The organism is Pseudomonas sp. GX19020 (assembly GCF_023371075.1).
Taxonomy (GTDB): domain Bacteria; phylum Pseudomonadota; class Alphaproteobacteria; order Rhodobacterales; family Rhodobacteraceae; genus Pseudogemmobacter.
Genome location: NZ_JAMCCR010000004.1, coordinates 16,545 through 31,119, shown reverse-complemented (window position 1 = coordinate 31,119; position 14,575 = coordinate 16,545). Strand labels below are relative to the sequence as shown.

At 62.3% G+C, this 14,575-nt stretch carries 17 protein-coding genes; 10 read left to right on the top strand and 7 right to left on the bottom strand.

All coding sequences use genetic code 11. From position 1 onward, the window contains the following. The first annotated feature begins 34 nt into the window (after positions 1-34). From M3484_RS09105 to M3484_RS09095, 3 genes are read left to right on the top strand one after another with little or no spacing between them, the layout of a single operon-like run. Positions 35-670, top strand: a complete 636-nt coding sequence (locus tag M3484_RS09105; protein ID WP_249496631.1) for a lysophospholipid acyltransferase family protein — start codon at positions 35-37, stop codon at positions 668-670. Next, positions 667-1,608, top strand: coding sequence for a phosphatidate cytidylyltransferase (locus tag M3484_RS09100; RefSeq protein WP_092896654.1), 942 nt, complete (start codon positions 667-669; stop codon positions 1,606-1,608). Before M3484_RS09105 ends, M3484_RS09100 begins: the two co-directional genes overlap by 4 nt. A gap of 3 nt (positions 1,609-1,611) precedes the next feature. Then, positions 1,612-2,313 (top strand): CDP-alcohol phosphatidyltransferase family protein, encoded by a 702-nt coding sequence (locus M3484_RS09095; protein ID WP_249496630.1) that lies wholly within the window; start codon positions 1,612-1,614, stop codon positions 2,311-2,313. A 101-nt stretch (positions 2,314-2,414) separates the two neighbouring features. Here the strand turns inward: M3484_RS09095 and M3484_RS09090 are convergent, their stop codons facing one another. The 3 genes from M3484_RS09090 to pdhA are packed head-to-tail and all read right to left on the bottom strand — an operon-like array spanning position 2,415 to position 6,158. Continuing rightward, a complete protein-coding gene (locus M3484_RS09090; protein ID WP_249496629.1) occupies positions 2,415-3,746 on the bottom strand; it encodes a pyruvate dehydrogenase complex dihydrolipoamide acetyltransferase in 1,332 nt (443 codons plus the stop codon). A 13-nt stretch (positions 3,747-3,759) separates the two neighbouring features. Beyond that, complete coding sequence (locus M3484_RS09085; protein WP_249496628.1) at positions 3,760-5,157, bottom strand: pyruvate dehydrogenase complex E1 component subunit beta; 1,398 nt, start codon at positions 5,155-5,157, stop codon at positions 3,760-3,762. 14 nt (positions 5,158-5,171) lie between these two features. Then, positions 5,172-6,158, bottom strand: coding sequence for a pyruvate dehydrogenase (acetyl-transferring) E1 component subunit alpha (gene pdhA, locus M3484_RS09080; protein WP_092896662.1), 987 nt, complete (start codon positions 6,156-6,158; stop codon positions 5,172-5,174). Positions 6,159-6,350: 192 nt separating this feature from the next. Here pdhA and M3484_RS09075 point away from each other — a divergent pair, with 192 nt between their 5' ends. Next, a complete protein-coding gene (locus M3484_RS09075) occupies positions 6,351-6,797 on the top strand; it encodes a carboxymuconolactone decarboxylase family protein (RefSeq protein WP_249496627.1) in 447 nt (148 codons plus the stop codon). Between the two features lie 21 nt (positions 6,798-6,818). On the opposite strand, the gene M3484_RS09070 is transcribed toward M3484_RS09075, so the two are convergent. From M3484_RS09070 to M3484_RS09060, 3 genes are all read right to left on the bottom strand, one after another. Then, the gene (locus M3484_RS09070; RefSeq protein WP_092896666.1) at positions 6,819-7,121 is read right to left on the bottom strand and encodes an FtsB family cell division protein; all 303 of its coding nucleotides are present in this window, start codon (positions 7,119-7,121) and stop codon (positions 6,819-6,821) included. 154 nt (positions 7,122-7,275) lie between these two features. Continuing rightward, on the bottom strand, positions 7,276-8,169 hold the full coding sequence (locus M3484_RS09065; protein WP_249496626.1) for a fructose bisphosphate aldolase: 894 nt from the start codon (positions 8,167-8,169) through the stop codon (positions 7,276-7,278). A 95-nt stretch (positions 8,170-8,264) separates the two neighbouring features. Beyond that, a complete protein-coding gene (locus tag M3484_RS09060) occupies positions 8,265-9,455 on the bottom strand; it encodes a phosphoglycerate kinase (protein WP_249496625.1) in 1,191 nt (396 codons plus the stop codon). Between the two features lie 185 nt (positions 9,456-9,640). Between M3484_RS09060 and M3484_RS09055 the strand changes: the two genes are divergently transcribed. From M3484_RS09055 to M3484_RS09030, 6 genes are all read left to right on the top strand, one after another. Further along, positions 9,641-10,150 carry a peptidylprolyl isomerase gene (locus M3484_RS09055; RefSeq protein WP_092896672.1) on the top strand — a complete coding sequence of 170 codons (510 nt, stop codon included), beginning with the start codon at positions 9,641-9,643 and terminating at the stop codon, positions 10,148-10,150. Continuing rightward, the gene (locus M3484_RS09050) at positions 10,140-10,898 is read left to right on the top strand and encodes a peptidylprolyl isomerase (protein WP_092896674.1); all 759 of its coding nucleotides are present in this window, start codon (positions 10,140-10,142) and stop codon (positions 10,896-10,898) included. The genes M3484_RS09055 and M3484_RS09050 overlap by 11 nt, the downstream gene beginning before the upstream one ends. A 136-nt stretch (positions 10,899-11,034) precedes the next feature. Continuing rightward, positions 11,035-12,339 carry a histidinol dehydrogenase gene (gene hisD / locus M3484_RS09045; RefSeq protein ID WP_249496624.1) on the top strand — a complete coding sequence of 435 codons (1,305 nt, stop codon included), beginning with the start codon at positions 11,035-11,037 and terminating at the stop codon, positions 12,337-12,339. A 158-nt stretch (positions 12,340-12,497) separates the two neighbouring features. Then, positions 12,498-12,977, top strand: a complete 480-nt coding sequence (locus tag M3484_RS09040; RefSeq protein WP_249496623.1) for a UPF0262 family protein — start codon at positions 12,498-12,500, stop codon at positions 12,975-12,977. A gap of 2 nt (positions 12,978-12,979) precedes the next feature. Further along, positions 12,980-13,441, top strand: a complete 462-nt coding sequence (locus M3484_RS09035; RefSeq protein WP_249496622.1) for an arsenate-mycothiol transferase ArsC — start codon at positions 12,980-12,982, stop codon at positions 13,439-13,441. Positions 13,442-13,631: 190 nt separating this feature from the next. Then, complete coding sequence (locus M3484_RS09030) at positions 13,632-13,781, top strand: hypothetical protein (RefSeq protein ID WP_249496621.1); 150 nt, start codon at positions 13,632-13,634, stop codon at positions 13,779-13,781. Between the two features lie 349 nt (positions 13,782-14,130). On the opposite strand, the gene M3484_RS09025 is transcribed toward M3484_RS09030, so the two are convergent. Then, the gene (locus M3484_RS09025) at positions 14,131-14,571 is read right to left on the bottom strand and encodes a winged helix-turn-helix transcriptional regulator (protein WP_249496620.1); all 441 of its coding nucleotides are present in this window, start codon (positions 14,569-14,571) and stop codon (positions 14,131-14,133) included. Between the last annotated feature and the right edge of the window lie 4 nt (positions 14,572-14,575).

Here is a 14,575-nt window from a genome sequence, read left to right as displayed (position 1 = left end):
GACGGCGGGTAATGGTTCCAGGGTAAAGGCTTTCTTGCGCAAATCGGCTGCCGCTTTTGTCGGCAGCGCAATCACCCTTTTCGCGCGGATCGTAACTGCTCCGCGCGCTATCTGGTCGGGGATCGAGCCGCTGCCAAAGCAGCGCGTCTATTTCGCCAACCACACTTCCAATGCCGATTTCGTGCTGCTCTGGACGGTGCTGCCGCCAATGCTCAGGGCGCGCACCCGGCCGGTCGCTGCGCTGGAATACTGGCTGAAAACCCCGCTTCGCGCCTTTATTGGTCGCGATGTCTTCAACGCCGTGCTGATTGACCGCCGCCCGGAAGAGCGGGTCGAGGATCCGGTTGCCCTGATGGGCAAGGCCCTGGCCGAGGGATCTTCGCTGATCCTCTTTCCCGAAGGCGTCCGCAATATGACCGAAGAGCCGCTCTTGCCCTTCCGCACCGGCCTTTACCATCTTGCCCGACAAAATCCCGAAATTGATCTCGTGCCGGTCTGGATTTCGAACCTCAACCGGGTAATGCCCAAGGGGGAGATCATTCCGTTGCCGCTGATCTGCACCCTGACCTTCGGCGCCCCGCTGCATCTGGGCGAAACCGAAGACAAGGCGGATTTCCTCGCCCGCAGCCATGCTGCGCTGATCGCGCTGAAAGAGACGGTGCCGGCATGAGCGCGACCCCGCATCTCATCTGGCTCTTGCTTGGCGTGGGCGTGATCCTGGTGATCGCCACCCTGATCGGCGAAGCTTTGCGCGCAAGGATCGCACCGGATGGCGACAATCCGGTGATCGAGAACCTGAACGCCCGGATCGCGGCCTGGTGGGGAATGGTGATCCTTCTGTCGCTGGCCTTCCTTGCTGGCAGACCGGGAGTGGTGATCCTTTTCGCAGTGCTCTCTTTCTCGGCGCTCAGGGAGTTTCTGACCCTGACGGCCAAGGCCCGCGCCGATCACTGGTCGCTGGCCGGGGCGTTTTTCATTGTGCTGCCGGTGCAGTACTGGCTGGTAGGTCTCGACTGGTACGGTCTCTATGCGATCTTCATCCCGGTCTATGCCTTCCTGCTGATGCCGGTCGTTTCGGCACTCAGGGGTGAGACGAAAAGCTTCCTGACCCGCGTTGCTGAAACCCAATGGGCGCTGATGATCTGCGTCTATTGCGTGAGCCATGTGCCCGCGCTTCTGACGCTGCATATCGAAGGGTATGAGGGCCGTTCGGTTATCCTGATCGCCTGGCTTATCTTTACGGTGCAGCTTTCAGATGTGATGCAATATGTCTGGGGCAAGCTGTTTGGCAGCCGCCTTGTGGCACCGCAGCTCTCGCCCTCGAAAACCTGGGAAGGGCTGATCGGCGGCGTGATGACGGCAACAACTGCCGGGGCCGCACTTTGGTGGATGACGCCTTTCTCCATGCTCCAGGCGGCCGGTATGGCGCTTGCGGTGACGCTGATGGGGTTCTTTGGCGGATTGGTGATGTCTGCGATCAAACGCGACAAGGGCGTGAAGGATTGGGGGCACCTGATAGCAGGTCATGGCGGGTTTCTCGACCGGCTCGATTCGGTTGTCTTTGCCGCGCCAATTTTCTTCCATCTCACCCGCTGGTTCTGGACCTGACCCATGACAGATGACGACATGAAAGATCCCCGTGCCATCTTTCAGGCGGAACACCGGCCGGAAGCAGAGGCGGCGAACCGTCGCCCGATCCGTGCCCGCCGCAACCGGCTGATGGTCCGCCTCGCGCAATCCCTGGTGCAACGCCAGGTCACGCCGAACCAGATTTCCCAGGCTTCAGTGGTCTTTGCCGCGCTTGGGCTGCTCTTTTTCTGGGCGGCCTCGGCTTCGGGGCCGATCGGGCAGGGTCTCTTGCTTGTTCTTGCCGCCCTGACGATCCAGCTGCGTCTTTTGTGCAATCTGCTCGATGGCATGGTCGCGGTTGAGGGTGGTACGGCGACCCCCTCTGGCGCTTACTGGAACGAAGCCCCGGACCGCGCCGCGGATCTGTTGCTTTTCTGGGGGGCAGGGCTGTTCGCGGCGGCGCCGGCACTCGGCCTCGGGGTCGGAGCGCTCGCGCTGATCACCGCCTGGCTGCGGGAACTGGGCCGCGCCGAAGGCTTTGCGCCCGATTTCCGTGGCCCGATGGCGAAGCCGCACCGGATGGCGGCCCTGACCGTTGCCGCTTTGCTCGCCGCGTTTTTACCGGTCAGCACCGCTGGCGCGACCCTGATGACCTGGGCGCTCTGGCTGATCGGTGCGGGCGTCATCGCAACTGTCGCACGCCGCAGCATCACCCTGTTGCAACACCTCGAAGCACGTGGCTGATTTCATCTGTTCCTGAATATCCCGGGGGAGCCTTCGCATTGAAAATGCGAAGGCGGGGGCAGAGCCCCCGCCTTGTGCGGTTTTCCAGTTATTCTGCGGGCTCAGGCCAGCATGGTGACCGGGTTCTCAAGCGCCTCGACCACCGCCTTGAGGAACTGAGCCCCCAATGCGCCATCGATGACGCGGTGATCGACGGACAGCGTCATCGACATCATCGTTGCCACGCCAATCGAGCCATCCTCAGCCACCACCGGCTTTTTCAGCCCGGCCCCGACGGCAAGGATCGCGCCATGCGGGGGGTTGATCACGGCGTCGAAATTCTCGATCCCGAACATGCCGAGATTGGAGATGGCAAAGCTTCCGCCCTGATATTCATGCGGTGCAAGCTTTTTCGATTTCGCGCGATGTGCCAGATCCTTCATCTCAGCCGAAAGCGCCGAGAGCGATTTCTTATCCGCATCGCGCAGAACCGGCGTGAAGAGCCCGCCCTCGATGGCCACGGCAACCGCGACATCCGAGGGTTTCAGCTTCAGTATCCGGTCGCCGGCCCAGACCGCATTGGCATCAGGCACCTCCTGCAGGGCAATCGCGCAGGCTTTGATGATGAAGTCATTGACCGAGAGCTTCACACCGCGCCCGGTGAGGGCGTGGTTCAGCTCGGCCCGGAAGGCTATCAGTGCATCGAGTTTCACGTCGCGGCGCAGGTAGAAATGCGGGATGGTCTGTTTGGCCTCGGTCAGACGCGCGGCGATCGTGCGGCGCATGCCGTCGAGTGCGACTTCCTCGAACTGGCGATCCTGATACATTTTCAGAACTGTCTCCGGCGAGAGCCCGGCGGGTGCGGCCTTTGCCGGGGCCGGGGTCGCCGTCGCTGCGGGTATCGAGCCCGCAGCGACGGCCGCTGCCGCAGGCGCCGTGGCCGGCGCGACCCCCGATTTCGCCTGTTCCACATCGGCCTTGACGATGCGGCCATGCGGCCCAGTGCCCTTCACCGCTGTCAGATCGACGCCTTTGTCTTTCGCAATCCGCCGCGCGAGCGGCGAAGCAAAGACGCGCGCGCCGCTGGCGACCGGTGCCGCAGCAGGTGCCGGTGCTGTAGCCGAAGCCACGACCGGGGCCGTCTCGGCCGGGCTTTCCACTGCTGCGGCTTGCGCTGCAGCGGCGGGCGCAGAGGCTGCCGAAGCATCCTCGCCCTCTTCCAGCAGCACGGCAATCGGATCATTGACCTTTACGCCGGCAGTGCCTTCCGCGATCAGGATCCTGCCGATCACGCCCTCATCGACCGCCTCGAACTCCATCGTCGCCTTATCGGTCTCGATCTCGGCGATGATCTGGCCCGATTTGACCACATCGCCCTCTTTCACCAGCCATTTCGCCAGCATGCCTTCCTCCATGGTCGGAGAAAGCGCGGGCATCAGTATCTGAATTGCCATCTTTTTTCCTCCCTCAGCGGTAGCAGACCGATTTCACGGCAGTGACGATTTCGGCAGGCGTGATCAGCGCCAGCTTCTCCAGATTGGCCGCATAGGGCATCGGCACATCCTTGCCGGTGCAGGTCACGACCGGCGCGTCCAGATAGTCAAACGCGCGCTGCATGATCGTCGATGCCAGGTGATCGCCGATAGAGCCCACCGGGAAGCCCTCCTCGACCGTCACGCAACGATTGGTCTTCTGCACCGAGGCCAGCACCGTGTCATAGTCAATCGGCCGCAGGGTGCGCAGGTTGATCACCTCTGCCTCGATCCCCTCTTTGGCCAAAAGCTCCGCTGCGGCCAGCGCATGGGCAACGCCGATTCCGAACGAAACCAGTGTTACATCTGCCCCCGTCCGCATCACCGAGGCCTTGCCAAAGGGGATGGCGAAGTCGTCGCCCACCGGCACCTCGAAACTCCGCCCATACATGATCTCGTTTTCGAGGAAGATCACCGGGTTGTTGTCGCGGATCGCCGTCTTCAGCAGGCCCTTCGCATCCGCCGCCGAATAGGGCATGGCAACTTTCAGCCCCGGGATCGCCGCATACCAGGCCGCATAGTCCTGGCTGTGCTGGGCGCCAACCCGGGCTGCCGCCCCGTTCGGGCCACGGAACACGATGGGAGACCCCATCTGACCGCCCGACATATAAAGCGTCTTCGCGGCCGAGTTGATGATATGGTCAATCGCCTGCATGGCGAAGTTGAAGGTCATGAACTCGACGATCGGGCGCAGCCCCCCCCAGGAGGCGCCGACCGCAATCCCGGCGAAACCATGCTCGGTGATCGGGGTGTCGACCACGCGCTTCGGGCCGAACTCGTCCAGCAAACCCTGGCTGATCTTATAGGCGCCCTGGTATTCGCCAACCTCTTCCCCCATCAGGAAGACATTGCCGTCCCCGCGCATCTCTTCCGCCATGGCCTCGCGCAGCGCTTCCCGCACGGTCATGGTCTTCGTCGCCACACCTTCGGGCAGGTCGCTGTGCGGCCAGCCTTTGGCGGCTTCCACTACCGCCGGGCGTGCAGCAGCTGCTGCCGGGACGGCCTCGATGGCCGGCGCGGCGGCGGCCACCGGAGACGCAGTTGGAGCAGCGACCGGGGCAGGGGCGGCAGCCACGGCATCCGCGCTTTCGCCCTCTTCTACCAGAACCGCAATCGGCGTGTTCACTTTCACGCCTGCGGTGCCCTCGGTCACCAGCAGCCGGCCGATGATCCCCTCATCCACCGCCTCGAATTCCATCGTCGCCTTATCGGTCTCGATCTCGGCAATGACCTGGCCCGATTTGACCACGTCACCCTCTTTCACCAGCCATTTCGCCAGCGTGCCTTCCTCCATCGTCGGAGACAAAGCCGGCATCAGAACTTCAACTGCCATGATCTCTCTCCCCCTCAGACGGTAATATCGGTCCAGAGATCGCTCAGCGGCGGCTCCGGGCTTTCTTTCGAGAATTCAGCCGCCTCATTCACCAGCGCCTTGATCTCTTTGTCGATGTTCTTCAGATCGTCTTCCGAGGCCAGACCGCCCTGCAACAGCAGATCGCGGACATGCTCGATGCAATCTTTCTCGGTCTTGATCTTCTCGACCTCTTCGCGCGTCCGGTATTTCGCCGGATCCGACATCGAGTGACCACGGTAGCGATAGGTCATCATTTCGAGGATATAGGGGCCCTTGCCGGCGCGGCAGTGGGCCACGGCCTTCTCGCCTGCCGCCCTGACCGCCAGCACATCCATCCCGTCAACCTGCTCACCGGGGATTCCGTAGGCCACGCCGCGCTCGAACAGGGTCGTCGATTTGGTCGAGCGCTTCACGCTCGTCCCCATGGCATACTGGTTGTTTTCAATGACGAAAATCACCGGAAGATCCCAGAGTTCCGCCATGTTATAGGTCTCATAGACCTGGCCCTGGTTGGCCGCGCCATCGCCGAAATAGGTGAAGGTCACATTGTCATTGCCGAGATATTTATCGGCAAATGCCAGCCCCGCGCCCAGCGGCACCTGTGCGCCAACGATGCCGTGGCCGCCGTAGAAATGCTTCTCTTTCGAGAACATATGCATCGAGCCGCCCTTGCCCTTCGAGTAGCCCCCGATGCGCCCGGTCAACTCTGCCATGACGCCTTTCGGGTCCATGTCGCAGGCCAGCATATGGCCATGGTCGCGGTAAGAGGTCAGGCGCTTGTCACCCTGCTTGGCCGCAGCCTCCAGGCCCACGACCACAGCTTCCTGGCCGATATAGAGGTGACAGAACCCCCCGATCAGCCCCATGCCGTAAAGCTGGCCCGCCTTTTCCTCAAAGCGGCGGATCAGCAGCATCTCGCGGTAGTATTTCAGAAGATCTTCTTTCGAGACATTGGGTCTCGCATCGGGCTTGCGTGCCATTGGGCTCCTCCCCGGAGTAGGTTCAGCAAATGGTTTAGCGTTAAACCATCTATACAACATCGGAGATTATTGGGTCAAAGTGAAAATGAGCGCAAGCTGCGGGGCGCGGTGAGAGGCGTCTGGCCTTCCACCGGACCTCTGCCTATGCTGGCACAAAGTGAACAGTGACCCCGTGCAACCGGATGCCTGCCCATGTCAGAGCGACTGAATTATTATAAGGCGGCCCCGGCGGCCATGAAGGCGATGCTGGATCTCGAGGCGCAGATCAAATCGCTCTCCATCCCGGCGCCTCTGCGTGAATTGCTGAAAATGCGGGTCTCACAGATCAATGGCTGTGCCTTCTGTCTCGATCTGCATGGCGGCGAGGCGAGGGCGGCGGGGGTTTCGCAGCAAAAGCTGGACGTCTTGGCGGCCTGGCACGAAAGCAGTGCCTTTGATGCGCGCGAGCGGGCGGCTCTTGCCTGGGCGGATGCGCTGACGCTTTTGCCACAAAGCCGGGCAGCGGATTCAGATTACGCGCCCCTTGCAGCAGAATTTTCGCCCCAGGAGCAGGTGGAACTGACCTTGATTGTGACCACGATCAACGCCTGGAACCGCTTCGCCATCGGCTTTCGAAACACGCATCCGGTGCGCAGTTAAAGCCCTGATTGCGCAGGGTTTTCAGCGGATCACGATCTCATCGGCACGCATATAGCCCAGCACATCGCGGGCACGCTCATCGAGCAGATCCATATCGAGGTAATCATCCGACAGCCGATGCGTCAGGTTCCGCATATCGGCCAGTTGCACTGCCAGTTTGTCGCGCTCTGCCGCCAGGCCGCTGGCCTCAGCGCGGATTTCGACCCGGCGAAACACGCCATAATCGCCCTGCACGGCGGCAAAGGTGAAATAGGCACCCAGAGTGAACATCAGGGCGAAGTAGATGAGCCCGCCCATATTATGGCGCCGTTGTTGCCTGGTCATGTCCTGTCCGTCTCGACTGTTACCCCTCTTGCCGGGGGCCATTGAGAAAGATCATGCCATCAAACGAATCAGAAGGGAATCCCCCATATGGCGGGATTCCCTTCAGCTTTATGCGAAAGCTGTTCAGCCCGCGCCGGTTCTGGCCGGCGCCTGATCAGCCGGCGACCGAGGCCGCATGGATCGAATCGACTGCCGCTTTCAGCGTGGAGTCGAATTCGGCCTCGGATTGCCTGGCATTCAGACCCTCCGACAGCGCGCGAGAGAAGGACGCGATCATGCCGCGGTTCTTCGCAAGCATCGTATTCGCCTCGTCCCGCGAATACCCGCCCGAAAGCGCCACAAGCTTCAGAACAGCGGGGTGATCGACCAGAGCTGCGTAGAAGTTCGCCTCCGACGGGATCGTGAGTTTCAGCATGACCTGCGTGCCTTCGGGCAGGGCATCCAGATGCGTAAGGATCTCGCGGCGCAGGATCGCTTCTGCGGCGGCTTTATCGGTGATCGAGATCGTCACTTCCGGCTCGACGATCGGCATAAGCCCGTGGCTGATCACCTGTTTCGCGATGGCGAATTGCTGATCGACCACCGCCCTGATGCCGTCTTCATTGGCGGCGGAAATCACCGAACGTTCCTTGGTGCCATAGATCCCGGCGCGCACGGCCTTCTCCAGCAGCGTATCAAGCTCTGGCATCGCCTTCATCACCTGGCAGCCATTAACCTCGGCCTCGAGCCCCTTGTCGATCTTCAGGAACGGAACAACGCCGCGCTTTTCCCACAGATAGGTGGCGGTCGGGATGCCGTCGATATCGCGGTCCATGGTCTGCTCAAACAGGATGGCGCCGATGACCTTCTCGCCGGAAAAGGCGGGCGATTTGATGATGCGGGCGCGCATGGCATGGACCAGGTCGAACATGCCGGCCTCGTCGGACCAGGCATCGGCCTCAACGCCGTAAAGCTTCAGCGCCTTGGGGGTCGAGCCGCCGGACTGGTCGAGGGCAGCGATAAAGCCCTGGCCCTTGCCGATCTGCGCCGTCATTTTTTCCGTGGTCATCGTCGTCTTCCTTTGCCGGAGCCAGATTAGGTTTTGCACGCGCCATAGCCTTTCCGCCGGGCTGCGTGCAATGCTGTTAGCGCGAGCAGCGGCCCTCAGGCGAGCAGTGCCGCCACGCCGGGCAATTCCTTGCCTTCCATCCATTCCAGGAAGGCGCCGCCGGCGGTCGAGATGAAGGTGAAAGCCCCAGCAGCCCCGGCCTGGTTCAGCGCGGCAACGGTGTCGCCGCCGCCTGCAACCGAGATCAGCCTGCCGGCCTCGGTCAGCCTCGCGGCCTCTTTCGCCGCCGCCACCGTCGCCGCGTCAAAAGGCGGGATCTCGAAGGCGCCGAGCGGGCCGTTCCAGATCAGCGTTGCAGACTGGCCCATGACCGCTTTCAGCCGCGCCACCGTTTCCGGGCCGGCATCAAGGATCATCGCATCGGCAGGACATCCCGATGCATTGGTGATCTGGCTGGCCGCACCCGCTTTGAACTCGCGCGCCACCACCACATCGACCGGCAGATGGATCTGGCAGCCGGTCTCTTCGGCCTTTTTCAAAATCGCGCGGGCGGTATCGGCCATGTCGCGCTCTGCAAGTGATTTACCGACCTCGATACCTTGCGCAACGAGGAAGGTATTCGCCATGCCGCCTCCGATCGCCAGGTGGTCGACCTTGCCGACAAGGTTCCCCAGAAGATCAAGCTTGGTCGACACTTTCGCGCCGCCGACCACGGCGATCACCGGGCGGGCAGGGGTGCCAAGCGCTGCGTCCAGCGCTTTCAGTTCTGCCTCCATCAGCCGGCCCGCCGCATGGGGGAGTGCACGCGCAAGGGCTTCGGTCGAGGCATGTGCCCGGTGCGCGGCCGAAAACGCGTCATTCACATAGACGTCGCCAAGCACCGCAAATTCTGCCGCAAGCGCGGGATCGTTCTTTTCTTCGCCCGCATGGAACCGGGTGTTTTCCAGCAGCACGACATCGCTCTGCGCCGCCGCAGCAATGGCGGCCTTCGCCACATCGCCGGTGCTTTCCGCCGCGAAAATTACCTTGCGGCCAAGGCTTGCCTCAAGGGCCGGCGCGATGCGGCCAAGGCTCATCTCCGGCACGACCTTGCCCTTTGGGCGGTCGAAATGCGCCAGCAGCACCACTTTGCCACCGCGCGCGATGATATCCTCGACTGTCGGGCGGATTTTGTCGATCCGGGTGGTGTCGGTGACCCGGTCCCCCTCCATCGGCACATTGATGTCGACCCGTGTCAGCACGGTTTTGCCGGCCAGTGCGATATCATCCAGCGTTTTCCAGCTCATCGGTCTCTCCCAATATGCATCATTCGGGGTGGTTTAGCGCTAACACACGGGGTGCATCCTGCTTTTCGCGCAATTCTTTCCGCCCATTTTGCCGCCCCGTCAACCGATCACGCCCATTTGCCCTTCCCCCCTGAGGCGCTTGCGGTTAATTTCCCGCCCGACCAGAAGCCTGCAAGGGAAGCACAATGGCCGAGATCAAGGACCCCGAGAACACCATCATCCTGACGCTGAAAGACGGCGAAGTGGTGATCGAGCTTCTCCCGGATGTCGCACCAAAGCATGTCGAGCGTATGAAGCAGCTCGCCCGCGACAAAGCCTATGACAATGTGGCTTTCCACCGCGTGATCGAGGGCTTCATGGCCCAGACCGGTGATGTAGAGCACGCCAATATGGAAAAAGACTACAATCCGCGCCGTTCTGGCACGGGTGGGTCGCAATATGATGATCTGCCGGCAGAATTTTCGAAACTGCCGCATGATCGCGGCACGATCGGCGCTGCGCGGTCGCAGAACCCGAATTCGGCAAACAGCCAGTTCTTCATCAATTTCAAGGATAACTCCTTCCTGAACGGCCAGTATACCGTTTACGGCCGGGTGATTTCCGGGATGGAATTTGTTGATAAGATCACCCGGGGCGAGCCGCCGGTCACCCCCGACCGTATGATCACTGTGAGGGTTGCGGCAGATGTTGCGTAAGGTTCTCATGGCCTCCCTGCTGATGGCGGCACCTGCTTTCGCGCAGGACGTGCCGGATCTGCCGGGGCCGAATCTGGTGCTCGACATCCAGGGCGAGGCGAATGGCCGCGTGGTCATTGACCTCCTTTCGGACAAGGCGCCGAAACATGTGGAACAGATCGTCACCCTGGCAAAAGAGGGCGCCTATGATGGCGTGGTCTTTCACCGCGTGATCGACGGTTTCATGGCCCAGACCGGCGACGTGCAGTTCGGCAAACCGGCGACGCTGGCCGAAGAGCTTGCCAAGTTGCCGAAAGGTGCGGCTGAAGGCACCTATAAGCTCCATGGGATGGAGATTCCGGCGGAATTCGTCAGCGCCGGCATGGGTGGCTCGCATCTGCCTGATATTCCCGCAGAGTTTTCGGATATCTCGTTCCAGCGCGGCATCGTCGGCATGGCACGCAGCCAGGATCCGAATTCGGCCAACAGCCAGTTTTTCATCATGTTTGCGCCGGGTGATTTCCTTGACGGACAATATACCGTTGTCGGTCGCGTGATCTCGGGCATGGATGTGGTCGACAAGATCAGGCGCGGCCCGGCAGAGCAGAATGGCGCGGTTGCCGAGAATCCCGATGTGATCGTCAAGGCGAGCATCGAGGACGCGGCAGCTACCAGCGTCGAGCCGGCAGAATCTGCTCCTTCTGAAGCGCCCGCAGAAGCTCCGGCTGACGTTCCCGCTGAGGCCCCTGCGGACGCTCCGGCGCAATAAGTCAGGGCTGACACTCGGAAAGGGCGGCGTGCATTCCAATGCGCGCCGCCCTTTTCCATATGGCGCTGTTTACCTCGGGCACAGCGCGGGATATGCGCGGGTCAAGACTGGCGGCAATCACGCGCGGAGGCCCGCAATGGCGCAATTCCTTTCCACCCGGGATCCGGGCTTCGAGGCGGATTTTACCGCTTTTCTTGGCATGAAGCGCGAGGACAGTCCCGAAGTCGACGATGTTGTCGCCGCGATCATCGCGGATGTGCGGGCGCGGGGCGATGCTGCGGTGACCGAGCTTACCGCCCGCTTTGACCGGCTTGAGCTGATAGCGGATCAGCTGGCCTTCACGCCTGAAGAGATTGAGGCGGAATGCGCGAAAGTCTCGCCTGAAGATGCGGCGGCACTGACGCTTGCGGCGGAGCGGATCCGTGCCTATCACGTCCGCCAGATGCCGCAGGACCAGATGTGGACCGATCCGGAAGGGGCAACCCTTGGCTGGCGCTGGACGCCGGTTTCAGCTGCCGGGCTTTATGTTCCGGGGGGGCTCGCCTCTTACCCGTCTTCGGTTCTGATGAATGCGATTCCGGCCCGGGTGGCTGGGGTGGAGCGCCTGGTGATCACCTGTCCGACCCCGGGTGGCGAGGTCAATCCGCTGGTGATCTATGCGGCCCGGCTTGCCGGGGTCGATACGATCTACCGGATCGGTGGAGCGCAGGCGGTGGCAGCTTTGGCCTACGGCACCGCGACGATCCGCGCGGTCGATAAGATCACCGGGCCGGGCAATGCCTTTGTCGCGGCAGCGAAGCGGCGGGTGTTCGGTAAAGTGGGGATCGACATGATCGCCGGTCCTTCCGAGATCCTTGTGATCGCCGATGGCACGGCGGATCCGGATTTCGTGGCGCTGGATATGCTGAGCCAGGCCGAGCATGACGCATCGGCCCAGGCGATTCTGGTCACGCCGGATGAGGCTTTTGCCCGTGCCTGTGTGGCGGCGCTGGAGAAGCGCCTCGAGACGCTGGAGCGGCGCGAGATCGCGCAGGCGAGCTGGCGCGACAATGGTGCGGTGATCCTGGTGCGCGACCTTTCCGAGGGGGCAGAGCTTTCGAACCGTGTCGCGCCCGAACATCTGGAGATCTGTACCGAAGACCCGGAATCTGTCTCGGCGCAGATCACCCATGCCGGCGCGATTTTCCTCGGCCAATGGACGCCCGAGGCCATCGGCGACTATATCGGCGGCCCGAACCATGTGCTGCCAACGGCGCGTTCGGCGCGGTTCTCGTCGGGGCTTTCAGTGCTGGAATTCCTCAAGCGCACCACGATTGCGAAAATGACGCCGGCTGCGCTGGCGGCCATCGGGCCCGCGGCAGAGCGCCTGGCGAAGTCGGAAAGCCTGGAGGCGCATGGGCTGAGCGTGCGGGCGCGGCTCGACCGGCTGAACGCGGGGTGAGGCGGCGCAGCTGGGGGTTTTCCACCCCCAGACCCCCGGAGGATATTTAGAGACAGATGAAAAGCGCCCGCTGACTTCCGTCGGATGGGCGGGGGCTGTGCTTGCTTGTGGGCGCGCGCTCGGGCATCAAGGGGTGACGCATTTTCCGGAACGCCCGCATGACCAACCGCATCTGCCATATCGAGATTGATGAGAAAGGTCTTATGCGTCCGACGCCGGAGATCGAGCAGGAGCGCAAGGTCGCGATTTTTGATCTGCTGGAGGAGAACAGCTTCGGCCTTCCCGCCCGCGAGGGGCGCGAGGTGCCGCCCGGCCCCTATCGCCTGGCACTGGCGATCCGGGAGGGGCGGCTGGTCTTCGGGATTGCCCGCGAAGACGAGGCCCAGGTCGGGGAATTCCATCTGAGCCTTGGCCCGTTCCGCCAGGTGGTGAAGGATTATTTCCAGATCTGCGAAAGCTATTTCGAGGCTGTGAAGCGCCTGCCGCCGAGCCAGATCGAGGCGATCGATATGGCGCGGCGCGGGATCCATAATGAGGGGGCCGCGATCCTGCAGGAGCGGCTCGAGGGCAAGGCCGAGGTTGATCGCGACACTGCCCGGCGCCTCTTTACCCTGATCTGCGTGCTGCACTGGGGGTAAGCTTGGTCGATTTCCCGCAGTCCATCCTGTTCTGCTGCGACCATAATGCGGTGCGCTCCCCCATGGCCGAGGGGATGGCGAAGAAATTCTACGGCCAGCGTGCCTATGTCCAATCGGCGGGCGTGAAGAATGACATGGAGGTGGACGGCTTTTCGGTCGCGGTCTGCCAGGAGATCGGGGTGGAACTGTCGCGCCACCGCGCCCGGTCTTTCGAGGAAATGCAGGAATGGGGCGATGATCTGGGGCAGTTCGACCTGATTGTGGCGCTGTCGCCCGCGAGCCAGCGCCAGGCGCTGGAGCTGACGCGCTGGCATCATCTTGAGGTTGAATACTGGCCGATACTTGATCCGACCGGCCTTGGCGAAAGCCGTGAGGCCAAACTTTCCGCCTATCGCCAGGCGCGCGATCAGATCCGTGACCGCATGATCCAGAGATTTGGCCCGCCCTTGCCGGTCGGGGGGTGAAGAGCCGGGCCTCCGGCGCTTGTGGATCAGGGCAGGAGTGAGACCCGACACGCCACTCTTGATGTCTGCGCAGTTTGCGGAGTGGGATTGTGGCGGATTGTGCTGCTTCGCCCCATCAAGATCAGCCTTGCGCCGCATCGTTCCTGTAGTCAGAGGCCGTGGTCGCAGCATACGGGATGCGGGGACGCTGATGTCTGCTATTCCGGGACCATCCCATACCCTTCTGGCTTTCTGTCTTTTGCTGAGCATGGCCAGTTGTTTCCTGAGCGGAGGGATCGCGCTGATGGTGGTGCCTGCCGATCTCCGGATGCCCATTCCCCGCAGTGATTTCCGCATCTGAAAAATGCGGGCCGGCTCTTCAGCTGGTCCTGCGCCGTGGCAGCCATGGTCTCGCTGCTTATTGCGGCACGTCATGTCGCCGCGCTTTTCGGCCCGTCTCTACAGGGGCTGAGATAGCGAACATCTGTATTTCCTGCGCTTTTCTCGGCCTTTCAGCCCTGTGGCAGCGCGATTGCTGTTCATAGCGTCCGGGAAACCGCAACCGACTTGCGGCGGAACTGGCGAAATCGGGCGAAGTGCTACGTGAAATCAGGGGCGGCGGAGAAGAAGCCGGCACTGATTCCCCTGCGGGGGCGCGGGCTGCGGCCTGATTCGGTCACCTTGTCGGGCAGGCAGCATCGCCTAGGCTATCAGCCCCGCTCCGTTTCGCGTTCGGCCAGAACTCCGTCACTGTCAGAGCCGTTTTTACCGGCGGCGAGAATAGTCTCCAGCTCTGTCTCGATCCAGCCGACAAGGCCGATCAGCCGCGCAGCCGCCGCCTGACCAAGGGCTGTCAGCTCATAATCGACATGCGGCGGCACCACCGGATGCGCGGTGCGCAGCACAAAGCCATCTGCCTCAAGATCCTTTAGCACCTGTGCCAGCATCCTTTCACTGACTCCCGCCACCCTGCGCCGCAATGCGGCGAAACGATGTGGCCCGGTGGCCAGCGCCACCATCACCAGAACGCCCCAGCGGCTGGTCAGATGTTGCAGGATGCGCCGCGACGGGCATTCGGCGGCAAGGACATTGCCCTCGCGCCAGCCCTGCATCAGGCGCTGTGCATCTGTCGTGATGAGGCTGTGCGTCATTGTT

Excerpts from the sequence above, each read along its gene's own strand:
- M3484_RS09100 (WP_092896654.1), top strand. The coding sequence starts at position 667 with ATGAGCGCGACCCCGCATCTCATCTGGCTCTTGCTTGGCGTGGGCGTG.
- M3484_RS09095 (WP_249496630.1), top strand. The coding sequence starts at position 1,612 with ATGACAGATGACGACATGAAAGATCCCCGTGCCATCTTTCAGGCGGAA.
- M3484_RS09090 (WP_249496629.1), bottom strand. The coding sequence starts at position 3,746 with ATGGCAATTCAGATACTGATGCCCGCGCTTTCTCCGACCATGGAGGAA.
- M3484_RS09085 (WP_249496628.1), bottom strand. The coding sequence starts at position 5,157 with ATGGCAGTTGAAGTTCTGATGCCGGCTTTGTCTCCGACGATGGAGGAA.
- pdhA (WP_092896662.1), bottom strand. The coding sequence starts at position 6,158 with ATGGCACGCAAGCCCGATGCGAGACCCAATGTCTCGAAAGAAGATCTT.
- M3484_RS09075 (WP_249496627.1), top strand. The coding sequence starts at position 6,351 with ATGTCAGAGCGACTGAATTATTATAAGGCGGCCCCGGCGGCCATGAAG.
- M3484_RS09070 (WP_092896666.1), bottom strand. The coding sequence starts at position 7,121 with ATGACCAGGCAACAACGGCGCCATAATATGGGCGGGCTCATCTACTTC.
- M3484_RS09065 (WP_249496626.1), bottom strand. The coding sequence starts at position 8,169 with ATGACCACGGAAAAAATGACGGCGCAGATCGGCAAGGGCCAGGGCTTT.
- M3484_RS09060 (WP_249496625.1), bottom strand. The coding sequence starts at position 9,455 with ATGAGCTGGAAAACGCTGGATGATATCGCACTGGCCGGCAAAACCGTG.
- M3484_RS09055 (WP_092896672.1), top strand. The coding sequence starts at position 9,641 with ATGGCCGAGATCAAGGACCCCGAGAACACCATCATCCTGACGCTGAAA.
- M3484_RS09050 (WP_092896674.1), top strand. The coding sequence starts at position 10,140 with ATGTTGCGTAAGGTTCTCATGGCCTCCCTGCTGATGGCGGCACCTGCT.
- hisD (WP_249496624.1), top strand. The coding sequence starts at position 11,035 with ATGGCGCAATTCCTTTCCACCCGGGATCCGGGCTTCGAGGCGGATTTT.
- M3484_RS09040 (WP_249496623.1), top strand. The coding sequence starts at position 12,498 with ATGACCAACCGCATCTGCCATATCGAGATTGATGAGAAAGGTCTTATG.
- M3484_RS09030 (WP_249496621.1), top strand. The coding sequence starts at position 13,632 with ATGTCTGCTATTCCGGGACCATCCCATACCCTTCTGGCTTTCTGTCTT.
- M3484_RS09025 (WP_249496620.1), bottom strand. The coding sequence starts at position 14,571 with ATGACGCACAGCCTCATCACGACAGATGCACAGCGCCTGATGCAGGGC.